We start from the raw sequence: 12,923 nt of genomic DNA, 5'->3' as shown, positions 1-12,923 counted from the left end.
CCCTTTACTATTAAATGTTAATTATTGTTTTTTAACAGAAAAAATTACAATTTATAATTAATTTTATTGCCTGTTTTTATAAAAACAGATGTTTGAAATTTTGAAAAAACCCTACTATGAATAAGCGTAACCTACTTCTATTTATTGTTATTATATCCCAAGTACCCTTTATACACAGCCAAAATCAGGTGATATCTCAAGATTCCTCTGCTGTTGTTAATTTTCACAATGCTTTGGTAGATGATGGATGGCCTATCTTTTGGGACGTTAGTAAACCTGTAAGTTCATACACTGGAATAACAGTTAACGCTTCTGGAAGAATCAGCCAAATTGAGATTAATGGTAATACCCTTGGCATAAAAGCTAGTCATTTGCCTGATGGAATAGAATATTTGAAAGATTTACAGGGTTTAACCTCCCTTATTATTCAAAATGTTTTGTTAGAAACCATCTCCCCAAAAATTGGTGAGTTAACAAGTCTTCAAAATTTAATATTGTATCTTAACTATATTTCGGTTTTACCTGATAGCATTGGGGATTTACAAAACTTGAGTACTCTAAACATTAGCTACAACAGACTTTCTTCCTTACCATCTACATTAGGAGATCTGGATAATTTAGCTAGCCTATACTCACAATATAACAAACTGAAAACCTTACCTGATACCCTTTCAAAATTAGAAAAACTGGTTAACCTGAATGTATCTAATAACGAGTTGGAATCTTTTCCACTTTCAATCTCAGAAATCCAATCTTTAAGGGAAATTAGAGCAAGCTATAATGAGATGTCTGGAGAGATTCCCGAGACTCTTTGGGATAGAGACGAAAGTAATACCTTGTACGCTTTACCGTTGTCTTTGTACGTCGACCATAATAACCTGTCGGGAAGAATACTGGGAGAGAATACAGATGAAGATTTTGTTGAGGTTTTAAATGTTAGTCACAATAAATTTCTATTGCAAGATTTGTTGCCCGATTACGAAGCATTACAAAATGCAATAGATGCTCAGGTTACGTTTATGCCTCAAGATCGATTTGGAGATGCAACACAATTTATAGTTCCTAATACTATGGAAGAAACCACAGATATTTTTGTGGAAGGTTATCAACCTGTACCATCTAATGTAGTGGAATGGATTTCATATGCTACGTTTAATGATAAAGTAATTAATGAGAAACAGTCTGGTATGGGGTATCCTCTAGCTAAGAAAAATGATTTAGAAAATGGAGGGTTTTATTATTGTAAAATAACAAACCCAGCAATGCCTGGTTATGAAATTATTAGTGAGCCTATTCGTTTTATTTTATCCAATAAACCCCCAAAGATTATAACCGATGCTATTACATTTAGGAAAGGTGAAAACCCCGAACTTGTTATCAATACTAGCGACGATTATTCATATTCGGAGCTTATTAAAATTACTTACACCAATGAAACGGAGAATCTGGACTTTTCGTCTGGTAATATTATACCTAAAGAGGCCGATTGGACAGGTACGAATTCACTTTTGGTAACGGCGACTGATGAGCAAAATGCAGTCACTAAAAAAGAAATTCCTATTACCATATTACCTACAGAAAATACCGCACCTTTAGTAACACTTCCAGAAACTATTTACCCAGTTATTCCCGAAGGGCTTCTTCCTCTTTCTTGCGAACCACAAACCTCAGGCTGTGATGCTTTTTATATGTGGGAAGCATATACTCTGATAGATTATTACATTAAAGATGACCTCAATAGTGCTGCAGAACTCGAATATACTATAAAGGAATGGAATGGGAACGGTGTAATAAATAGTAAAGTATATGTAGATATATTTGATTCTTCGGGTTGGGTAGGTCATTCCATGCAAACTTTAATTTTAGCTAATAAGGATACCATCGTTAATTATACCTTGCAGGTAAAAGACCGTGAAGGCTTAACTACAGAACATCCTGTACGATTTATATGTTCTACTATAACACCTAGTAAACCTCCGATAATTTCGGAAATACCAGATCAAATTATTACCAGTGATGTAGCATCTTATCCAAATTTGAATCTTAATGATTATTTAACTAATGATTATGAAAGGAATGAGGATATACTTTGGCTCTATTCAAATGATGTCTTATTAAATGTAGATCTCGAAGACAATATTGCGCTTGTTGAGCCATCCATTCGAGATACGCCATTTACCACTTCAATAGATTATATAGCTGTTGAAAAAACTAATATGCAGCAACAAACCGATAGAACGGTGAACTATATATTTTCTGAAACACTAGGCACCGATGTGTCTGATAACGAAGCTTTAAATCAGGAAGTAGTTTTATATCCTAATCCTGCCAGAAATGGCAAGGTTTATATGAGGTTTTTTAATCGTCAAAATATAGACGGTACCATTACCATTTTTAATATTACAGGACAAAGCCTATTAACATTTCCATTTCATAATACAACTGGAAACCTCTCTCTAAGCCCTTATATAGATGAGCTTTTTAATATATCGCAAGATAAACTCTATTTCATAAAAACAACATTTAGGGATGGAAGTTCTAGTGTTTCAAAACTTTTGAGAATGTAACTGGGAGAACCTCTGCTGTTCCATAGTATAGCTACCGCAAGTTTCAACTTGTGGTGGTTAAGATGATCCAGTAGGTTTACGGTACATGGATAAATAATACCTGTTTATGGAAGTCTTGAGTGTAAAAAAAGCTGTCTAAAAAGTGAGAAACTTTGTCATTCAGAGCAAAACGAAGAACCTTATTAAAAAATCAAAACTTTAAAATTCTAAGAGGTTCTTCATTTCATCCAGAATGACACTTTTTAGACAGTCACTTAAATATTACGAAACAAATTTTAACTATAGCTTGTTTAAAAGTTTCTCTTTACATTCAATGGTGCCAATTGCAAAATGTATTATTAGAGGATGTTTAACAAGCAATTTGATAAAATTATTATTTACTTATAACCTTAAGCATCTTTCTGTATTTCAACAGCATGTGGATAAGGAATTTCAATACCAGCAGCATCTAATGCTTCTTTTACATTTTCGGTAATTCCAAAATAAACATCCCAATAATCATCAGCAGTACTCCATGGTCTTACAGCAAAATTTATAGAACTATCAGCCAATTCAGATACATTTACTGTTGGGGCAGGTTCTTTTAAAACTTTTGGATGCGATGTTAATACATTCATTAAAACTTCTTTGGTTTTCTTAATATCAGAATCATAACCAACACCAAAGGTCAAATCGACACGACGTGTGCCTTCTGTGGTATAATTAATAATATTTCCGTTAGACAAAGACCCGTTTGGAATTATAATTTCTCTATTAGATAAGCCTGTTAATTTGGTTGTAAAAATTTCAATTTCTTTCACGACTCCTAATTCACCTTGAGCTTCAATTAAATCACCAATTTTAAAAGGCTTAAAAATCATGATTAAAACCCCACCAGCAAAGTTTCCTAAAGATCCCTGTAGTGCCATACCAATAGCTAAACCAGCAGCCGCTAAAATGGCAGCAAACGATGTGGTTTCAACACCTAATTGAGAAAGAATAGCTATAAATAATATAATTTTTAAAGCCCAACCTATTAAATTTAATAAGAATTTTTGAAGACTCTCATCATAGCTTCTTTTTGACATTAATTTGGACATACCCTTGTTTAATTTTTTAATAACCCAAGAACCAATAATCCAAATGACTATAGCACCAATTACTTTTATGCCATATTCCATAATAAAACCTTGAGCAATGTCAAGCCATCTTTCTAAATCCATAATTTTTAAATATTTATAATTTTAAATTAAACTTACTATTAAAGCTACAATTGCCGGAACAGCTTGTATATAAAATAGTTTTATTTTCTTTGTGGAGTAAGACCCATAAAGCCCTGCAATAGTCACACAAATAAGAAAAAAAATAGCAAACGTTATATCATTTTTAATGATGGAAAAGATTAGACCTGCTGCTAAAAAACCATTATAAAGCCCTTGATTGGCAGCCAGAACTTTAGTGTCTTCAGCAAATTCTTTAGATTTTAACCCAAAGGCTTTTATGCCTTTTGGTTTGGTCCATAAAAACATTTCTAGAACAAGAAAATATAGATGCTCAAAGGCAACTATTCCAATTAATACTGTTGTTAAAAAAGTCATTTTTTTAATAGTTTTATAGCCTTGTCAACTTCAGATACAGGAAGTTTACATGCTTTATTTACACATACGTAAATAAGTGTATTGTTAGGGTTATATCTGCTTTCCAATAAAGGCAAATTATTTTCTGAAGTGCTACCCGCAATAAGCTTATTAGGAATATATGTTTTGTTTAATTCGGTAATTTTATGTTTTGCATTTTCTCCAACAATGGCAACTTCATAGTACGGATTCGTATAATTTAGCATTAAATCAAACCAGTTTGAATAACCCGATGGATATTCTTGCATTTCTGGTTTTACATTATTTAGCATACTTATAGCTGTTTTGCTATAATGCGCATTATCGAAATAATGAGATAATTTGAATAGGTTTTTTGCCATAATAGAATTACTTGCAGGAATGACATTGTCTCTGTACTCAATACTTCTTGATACTAAAGATTCATCTTCATTAGAGGTGAAATAAAACATTTTACTGGCATCATCAAAAAAGTGATCGAAAGTATAATTAGCTAAATCTCTAGCGGTTGTTAACCATGTTTCGTTTAGGGTGTTTTCATAGAGGGTTAAAAAAGCATCAATAGTTGTTGCATAATCTTCTAAATACCCATTAATATTACTTTTTCCGTTTTTGTAGGTATGGTTCAAACCACCATCTTCACGTAATTGGTTGTTAATTATAAAATCAGCATTTTTTTCAGCAGAAGCTAAATAAGAAGGATCATCAAAAACTCTATAGGCATCAATATAACCTTTAAGCATAATTGCATTCCAAGAGGTGAGTGTTTTATCATCTAAACGTGGTTTCGAACGTTTATCGCGGATGGTCATTAAAGCTTGTTTCCATTGCTTTTTCTTTTCGGCTAAAAGAGTTTCGGTTATATTATGTTTTTTGATTATTTTTTCATCGTCATCTTTCCTAATTAAAACATAATTATCATGTTCCCAAAAACCATAACTATTAATATTATAATAGTCGGAAAACAACTCGTAATCATTTTGTAAAATCGTCTTTAAGGCGTCTTTTTGCCAAACATAAAAAGCCCCTTCTTCTAACTCGCCTTCAGGGGTATTACTATCTGCATCAAGTGATGAATAAAATGCGCCATTTTTAGTGGTCATTTCACGTTTTATATACTCAAGAGTTTCGGTTACAATATCTTTATACAAGTCATTTTTAGTAATGAGATAAGCATCAGAATACAGACTTACCAGTTGTCCGTTGTCATAAAGCATTTTTTCAAAGTGAGGGACATGCCACTTTGTGTCTACCGAATATCTTGAAAAACCACCACCAATTTGATCAAAAACACCACCATAAGCCATTTTTTTGAGTGTTAAATTTACATAATCCTGTAGTTTGTTATCATTTGTTTGATAGGCATATCTTAATAAAAAATGATAGTTATTAGGCATCATAAATTTTGGAGCCCTGTTCATGCCACCCAGGTTATTATCAAATTGAGCAGACCATGTTTTAATAGCATTATTTATATAATCGGTTTCAAAAACAGGAGCGTCTGTGTTTAAAGTTACAATGTCTAAAGTCTTTAAACCTTGCTCTAATTTATCTGCATATTCATAAAGTTTTTCAGGTTTTTCAATATATAATTTCGAGAGCTGCTCTAAAGCACTTATCCATTGTTTTTTAGGAACATAAGTTTCTCCCCAAATAGGTCTTCCATCTGGTAATGCAATAGCATTTAAAGGCCAACCGCCTCTTCCTGTCATAAGCTGAACTGCATTCATATATACCTGATCGACATCTGGGCGTTCTTCTCTATCAACTTTTATATTAATAAAATTTTTATTCATTACCTGAGCTACCAAACTATCCTCAAAACTTTCATGCTCCATAACATGGCACCAGTGGCAAGCAGAATACCCTACACTAATTAATAATAGTTTGTTTTCAGCTTTAGCTTTAGCCAACGTATTTTTATTCCAGGCGTACCAATTTACAGGATTATGAGCATGTTGTAATAAGTATGGGCTTGTTTCATGTATGAGGTCGTTGGTATATTTATGTTCCATAGGTTTCGTGTTCTGACCTTTACAGCTTATTATTAAAATAATAAAAATGAATAGGAGTGGTCGTAAATGCTTCATGTATCAAAGTTAGCGAAATTTACGCACAAAAAAAGCGTTCATTTGAGAACGCTTATGTTTTAAAACAAATATAAATCTAGTTTACTTCAAATGTGATTTTAAGATTTACTCTAAATTCTGTAACCTCACCATCGGTGACGCTAGCACTTTGGTCTTGAACGTATACAGAACGTATGTTTTTAACGCTTTTTGAAGCGTGTTTTACTGCTTTTTTAGTGGCGTCTTCCCAACTTTTTTCTGAATTAGAAAGAACCTCGATTACTTTTAATATTGCCATAATACAAATTTAATTTTTAAAATTTACGAATAACTATACTTTTGTTTACATAGTTTAAGACACATAAATTATAAAAAGTCACTTGTATATTATTAACCATTTATAGCCTCAACCATTTCAATTTTACCGGGAAGCATTTCTTTTAGCATATTTTCTATTCCACTTTTTAAAGTATAAGTAGAAGACGGGCAACCACTACATGCCCCTTGGAGCATGACACTTACGTTTTTGGTGTTTTTATCGTAGGATATAAATTGAATATTACCTCCATCGCTTGCTACAGCAGGTTTTACATACTCTTCAAGAATATTTATTATTTCTTTTGATGTATCGTCCAACGATTCAAAGTGATCATCTATTTGCGTTGTGGTTTTTTGTAAGGTTTCAGCAGCATTCGGTAATACGACCTCTTTACCATTTTCTATATAGTTTTTTATAAACTCACGAATCTGTATCGTAATATCTTGCCATTCAGCAATGTCGTATTTAGTAATCGACACATAATTTTCATCTATAAAGACACTTTTTACAAAAGGAAAATGAAATAATTCTGTCGCTAACGGTGATAACTTTGCCTCATCAATGGATGTAAATTCGAAAAGAGATGTTACTATTTTTTTATTAGTAACAAACTTCATGGCTGCTGGGTTTGGTGTACTTTCAGCATAAACCGTTACGGGTATTTTTTTTGTAACTGCGGTATCTTCTATTGCTAAACCACCATCATTTAAATAAGCTTCAATTTGCTGGGCAACTTCATCTTGGACATCGTCCCATTTAACAATATCATAGCGTTCTACAGCAACAAAATTCCCAGAAATATAAACCTTTTTTACAAATGGTAAATAAAATAATTGTTGCGCTAAGGGGGACGCTTTAGCCTCATCTATATTATTAAATTCAAAACTTTGATGCTTTGTTATAAATTGATTTAATTCAAATTTAACGATGGTATTGTTGGATGTTTCTTGCACAGAAACCTTGAAATTGCTCATTTTAGCTAATTTTTTTACAAAAATACTAAAAGAAAACGTAGTTATCTATATATTTGAGTTCTGTGCCTTATAGTTTAAGATAAAAGGTAAAGTTTTTAGCTTTATCTTTAAGCTAGTAATAATTAAAACATTAATACTAAATCAAACCTACTTGGGATGAAATTGAAAAATATTTTAATGGTAACTATAGGGATGTTATTTACCCATATAGCAACTTCACAAGAGGGCTTGCCAATATATACCGATTACCTTACAGATAATTACTATTTAATTCACCCGTCTATGGCTGGTGTAGCTAATTGTGCTAAAATTAGATTGACAGGAAGACAACAATGGTTTGGACAAGATGATGCTCCAAAACTTTTAACATTAAGTTTAAATGGAAGATTGGGAGATTCGCAATCTGCAATTGGAGGGATATTATATACCGATAAAAATGGCTATCACTCACAAACTGGTGCTTATGTAACTTATGCTCACCATTTAATGTTCTCCAGAAATGAAATAGATTTAAACATGCTTTCTTTTGGGTTGAGTGCTGGGTTTATTCAATATAAACTAGATGAAACCACTTTTTTGTTTGATGGCCCAGATCCTATTATTGATGGGATTGTACAAAATGAATCTAATTTTAATATAGATTTCGGATTTTCTTATCATTATCTGGATTTTTATGCACACGGTACAGTGAAGAATATATTGAAAAATTCGGGTGTAAATAATGATATTGAGATTACTAGTAACCTGAGACGTTATTTGCTTTCTGCTGGGTATGTTTATAGCAAATTTGGAAGTGAATGGAGTTATGAGCCTTCAGTACTGTTTCAATATAAAGATGGGACAAAAGAGTCTTCAATTGATATAAATGCAAAAGTTTATAAGCAAATGAATTTTGGTAAATTATGGGGAGGGGTATCATATAGAACGAGCTTGGATGGGGCTGAATTCTTAACAAGTTCTGGAAGCGTAAGCAGTCAAAGGTTAGAACAATTAACACCTATTTTAGGTGTTAATTATAATCAGTTTATGTTTGCATATACCTATACATATCAAACAAACTCAGTAGTATTTACAAATGGTGGTTTCCATCAGTTTACATTAGGATATAACTTTAGTTGTAGACGAAAACGTTTTGAGTGTAACTGTCCTGCGGTTAATTAAAAAAAGAGGCTATTTTCTTAAAAACGTTTGGTTATCTGTTCGAGCGCAGCCGAGAACTTTTTAATTAACATTTCGACTACGCTTGATGAGACAAACTCTAATTTTTAAATGTTTTCAGATAGCCACTTCTTTTTTAGTTCCAACTATACTTCTTTCTTTTTGCTTGTTCTTTTATGGCTTTAGTCATGGCATTTTCTAAGCCGTTATCGGCTTCTTTTTTCTTATCTGCAATGTACGATTTACGCTTAGCGTTAAGCTCTTGAATCTGTTTTTGGATGGCGGTACGTTCTTTACTTTTCTCAGCTACGTAGGTTTTAATTTCAGCTTTGCTTTTTCCTTTTAGTTCTTGAGGTAACGCGTCGTCTTTAAGATCTTCAATAACGACTTCTTCGTCTTCTACGGCATCTACTAAATCCCACGATTTATTTTTATATAAATGAGAACTCTTGCTTATCGTTCTGCTTACGGCATTTGCTTTGCTATAAGTCCCCGCTTTAGAATCTTGTTCGGCTTGAAGTTCCTTTTTTTGTCTCCCTATTTGACCGTAAGTAACATAGGTTCTGTTTAGTTTTTGGTTTAGTATTAAAATGGCATCATCATAAGGAGAAGCAATGTGTATTGTTTTTTTGTTTTGGTTTATAGCCATATAATCACCATTTGTTAATTGGGCACCATCTTTCCAGAAAGAAGAAATGCCTTGATTATAATCACCACAAAAAATAGTATTTATGGTTATATCTTTTTCTTTTGCATTTACAGATGCATCTTTATAATTTACTTTTCCTTGAGTAAATGGCTCATTACCGGCAATGAAGATAAGTTTTAAATCGTCGGGGTTTTTACCCCAATCTAATTGATTTAAGGAGGTCTGTATAACTTGTCCGCAATATTCACTACCACCATTGGTTGTTAGCGAGAATAACTCTTTAGAGATATCATCTAAATCATTACTAAAAGCCAAGACTTGCCTAATAAAACCTTCTTTTCCGTTTAATCCGTCGTTGCCGTATTCATATAGAGCGATTTGTAAATTGGGTTTATTGGTTCCGCATTTAGCATAAGATAATTCGTTTACTATATCCCACAGTTGTGCTTTCGCCTGGTCTATAAGCCCATCCATACTATTGCTGGTGTCTAATAAAAGAGCCACTTTAATGAATTGCTTGTTAGGATCGTGATGTTTTTTTTCTATAGATGTATATGCTACGTTTTGATTTTTATTGTTTGCATTGCAAGCCATAAAAGCTATTAATGCTATACAGGATAATAATGTTTTAAATTGTGTTTTCATGGTAAGGGTTTTTAATTTATTGTTGTTCCTTCGTATTCAACTCTTTCATCAAAAAGAGTAATCAGTTCCGATAATTCGTATACATTTCTGTAACCGTATCCATAAAGGTTTATATATGTAGGTATATTTAGGGCTAACGTAATTGGCTTTATATCTTTCTTAACTACTTTGGGAAGCACTATTTTACTTGCAAAATTAATTTCGTCCCCTTCAAAATTATTGTTACAGTAAATAAGGATGGTTGTGTCTGCATTGGGAATTAATTTGTTAAGATTTTCTTGAGTAAAATCTGAAAAATTTAAATGAACAGCACCTTTAATATGCTTTCTGGTAAACATTTCTTTGGAGCGTGTGTCTAATATCACGACATCTTCTGATTTACTTTTGCTTAAAAATTGATTTAAATCAATGAGTCTTTTCTGCCTATGTTTTTTTACTTGTTTTACTAAATCTTCAAATGCAGAATAGCTAACTTTTGCTTTGGGGTATTTAACGGCATTATTTTCATTGCCTGGAAATACTAGGACGGAAAGGATAAATATGGAAAATATAGTTTTCATGAGCTTATTGTTTTCTAGTTAACGCTGTAAATGTATGGTCAACATATTTCCTAAAAAAAGCAGAATGAGTGAAGTGTAGGTTTGATTGAGTTAAAGGAACTTTTGAATACGTCAGAGCATCTTTTTAGTAAGGAAAAAACACAGATTTATAAAAACACCATTTTATTATACCAACGAAAGTGCGTAAGTTTATCTATTATTAAACAGCGCATGCGAATAATTATTAAACATATATGTTTTTTATGGATTGTACTTGGCACCACTTGTATGTTTGCTCAAGTATATAATGAGTCTGATGATACCGAACCGAGATTTACGGTAAGAGGTTCTGTGATTGAGAGTGATACGCGCGACCCTATTCCACATGTAAATATTGAAGTTAACGGAGGTGCTTACACAACAACCGATTTTACAGGTGATTTTAGAATTGAAGTAAAAAAAGGAGACGAACTTGTTATAAGGCATAAAGATTTTGAAACGGTCTATTATACGATTCTAAATAATGAACGCATTACTGTTAAGGTAGAATCTAATGAAGAAGAAACTGAATATAAACAGAAAAAGTTTTCGAGGCGAAACCCAAATCAGTTTAAATCCCTAATAGATTCTGCTGAAACATATTTAAAAAAAGATGCAAAACGTAGTATTGAATTTATTGAATTAGCTTTTATTGAAAGTAGTTCTGTAAAAGAAAATGCCAATACTTACGAGGTTTTGGGAGATATTTATATGTTTTGGAAACAATACGATTTAGCTGTTTCTAATTATAGGATTAGTGATCAAAATATTAAAACAAATACTGTTAAACTAAAGTTAGCTACTGCATATAAACAAAATAATAACTATCAGGAAAGTATAGAAACGTATAATGAAATTAATAAAAAGGAACTATCCAATTGGCAATTGGTTCAGTTATACGAAGGCATTGGTGATGTGTATCTTTTAACTCAAAACTATCAACTTTCAATTGATAATTATCAAAAAGGATTAACCGTTGCTCAAAAGCATTTAATAACACCTAAGATCACAGATCTAAATTCGAAAATAGCACAAGTTTATAATGTAAAAGGAGAATCTCAAAAAGCAGAAGGATATTTTAATAGATCGATGAAACTTGCTAGTACCCAAAATAAAAAACGAGCTATTGAAGAAAAAGTAAAAGTTGCAGATTTTCAAAGTGCCAACAATAATTACTCAAATGAAATAGCATTAAGACAAGAAGCATTAGAGGATATAAGCGATATAGAAAATGATTCTATTTTAGATAACGAAAGTCCCTTAACATCCCAAAAACAAAATTATAAGATAGGGAACGCATTTGCGCTTCAAAATGATTATGAAAATGCAATTCCGTATCTTAAAAAGAGTATTGAAGAAGCAGATAGTAAGGAAGATCTTATTGTACAGAAAGATGCAACCAGAAAATTATCCGAAATCTATAGAGATGCAGGGCAATTTGATAAAGCACTTATTGCATATCAAAGTTATGTTGGCCTGATGGACAAACTCTATATTAAAAAAGAGCAAGAATTATCACAGGCTGCAAGGTTTAGTAAAAATATTGTTAGTACACAAAATAGAATCCTAAGTCTGGAAAGTGATAGAGCTTTAACCGAGAGTAAATTTCAATTAACCACAGAAGAAGCTAAACGGCAAAAATTAATTATTTATTCGCTTATAGGAGGTGTTCTATTGTTGTTGATTACTGCTTTTTTAATGTTTAAATATATTAAGCAACAGCGATTGGCTAATAATTTATTAGCGTTAAAAAGTTTGCGTAGTCAAATGAATCCGCATTTTATATTTAATGCGTTAAACTCTGTAAATAGTTTTATTGCATCAAATGACGAGCGTACAGCTAATAAATACCTCACCGATTTTTCATTATTAATGCGTGCTGTTTTAGAGAATAGTGAAGAAGATTTTATTTCACTGGAAAAAGAAATTGAACTATTAGAATTATACACAAAATTAGAACATTTCAGGTTTCAGGATAAATTTGATTATAGTATTACTATTGATGAAAACATTAATGTTCAGGATTTTATTATACCTCCCATGCTGCTACAGCCCTATATAGAGAATGCGGTATGGCATGGGTTGCGTTATAAAAAAACTAAAGGTCGTTTAGAGATTGAGGTTACTCAAACGGCATCAGACGAAATAGAAATTATGATTACCGATGATGGGATTGGGCGGGAAAAATCGAAAGTTTTAAAAACGATGAACCAGAAGAAACAAAAATCAAAAGGTATGGGAAATATTAAAAAACGTGTTTCCATTTTAAATGAGATGTATAAAGATAAAGTAGATGTCTTTGTTGACGATTTTCAAGATGATGAAGATGTGGGAACGAAAGTTGTGGTAACACTTAAAAAAGATTAGTA

Annotated in this window: 10 protein-coding genes; 3 read left to right on the top strand and 7 right to left on the bottom strand. The window is 32.1% G+C overall.

Annotated features, from left to right (window positions below):
- The first annotated feature begins 116 nt into the window (after nt 1-116).
- The gene (locus Q4Q35_RS21675) at nt 117-2,567 is read left to right on the top strand and encodes a leucine-rich repeat domain-containing protein (protein ID WP_303280160.1); all 2,451 of its coding nucleotides are present in this window, start codon (nt 117-119) and stop codon (nt 2,565-2,567) included.
- Nucleotides 2,568-2,956: 389 nt separating this feature from the next.
- On the opposite strand, the gene Q4Q35_RS21670 is transcribed toward Q4Q35_RS21675, so the two are convergent.
- From Q4Q35_RS21670 to Q4Q35_RS21650, 5 genes are all read right to left on the bottom strand, one after another.
- Complete coding sequence (locus Q4Q35_RS21670; RefSeq protein ID WP_303280159.1) at nt 2,957-3,769, bottom strand: mechanosensitive ion channel family protein; 813 nt, start codon at nt 3,767-3,769, stop codon at nt 2,957-2,959.
- Nucleotides 3,770-3,790: 21 nt separating this feature from the next.
- Nucleotides 3,791-4,144 carry a DUF1304 domain-containing protein gene (locus Q4Q35_RS21665; RefSeq protein WP_303280158.1) on the bottom strand — a complete coding sequence of 118 codons (354 nt, stop codon included), beginning with the start codon at nt 4,142-4,144 and terminating at the stop codon, nt 3,791-3,793.
- Nucleotides 4,141-6,177 carry a thioredoxin domain-containing protein gene (locus Q4Q35_RS21660; RefSeq protein WP_303280157.1) on the bottom strand — a complete coding sequence of 679 codons (2,037 nt, stop codon included), beginning with the start codon at nt 6,175-6,177 and terminating at the stop codon, nt 4,141-4,143. Before Q4Q35_RS21660 ends, Q4Q35_RS21665 begins: the two co-directional genes overlap by 4 nt.
- 151 nt (nt 6,178-6,328) lie before the next feature.
- Nucleotides 6,329-6,529, bottom strand: a complete 201-nt coding sequence (locus tag Q4Q35_RS21655; RefSeq protein WP_303280156.1) for a dodecin family protein — start codon at nt 6,527-6,529, stop codon at nt 6,329-6,331.
- Nucleotides 6,530-6,621: 92 nt separating this feature from the next.
- Nucleotides 6,622-7,524: a NifU family protein gene (locus tag Q4Q35_RS21650; protein ID WP_303280155.1), complete on the bottom strand. Its 903-nt coding sequence runs from the start codon at nt 7,522-7,524 to the stop codon at nt 6,622-6,624.
- A gap of 156 nt (nt 7,525-7,680) precedes the next feature.
- Between Q4Q35_RS21650 and Q4Q35_RS21645 the strand changes: the two genes are divergently transcribed.
- A complete protein-coding gene (locus tag Q4Q35_RS21645) occupies nt 7,681-8,685 on the top strand; it encodes a PorP/SprF family type IX secretion system membrane protein (RefSeq protein WP_303280154.1) in 1,005 nt (334 codons plus the stop codon).
- Nucleotides 8,686-8,818: 133 nt separating this feature from the next.
- Here the strand turns inward: Q4Q35_RS21645 and Q4Q35_RS21640 are convergent, their stop codons facing one another.
- Nucleotides 8,819-9,976: a vWA domain-containing protein gene (locus Q4Q35_RS21640; protein WP_303280153.1), complete on the bottom strand. Its 1,158-nt coding sequence runs from the start codon at nt 9,974-9,976 to the stop codon at nt 8,819-8,821.
- An 11-nt stretch (nt 9,977-9,987) separates the two neighbouring features.
- Nucleotides 9,988-10,536: a rhodanese-like domain-containing protein gene (locus Q4Q35_RS21635; protein ID WP_303280152.1), complete on the bottom strand. Its 549-nt coding sequence runs from the start codon at nt 10,534-10,536 to the stop codon at nt 9,988-9,990.
- A gap of 210 nt (nt 10,537-10,746) precedes the next feature.
- Here Q4Q35_RS21635 and Q4Q35_RS21630 point away from each other — a divergent pair, with 210 nt between their 5' ends.
- A complete protein-coding gene (locus tag Q4Q35_RS21630) occupies nt 10,747-12,921 on the top strand; it encodes a histidine kinase (RefSeq protein ID WP_303280151.1) in 2,175 nt (724 codons plus the stop codon).
- The last annotated feature ends 2 nt before the right edge of the window (nt 12,922-12,923 follow it).

The organism is Flavivirga aquimarina, from assembly GCF_030540835.1.
Taxonomy (GTDB): domain Bacteria; phylum Bacteroidota; class Bacteroidia; order Flavobacteriales; family Flavobacteriaceae; genus Flavivirga; species Flavivirga aquimarina.
The sequence above is the reverse complement of the archived record's forward strand: the minus strand, read 5'-3'. Positions and strand labels throughout refer to the sequence as shown.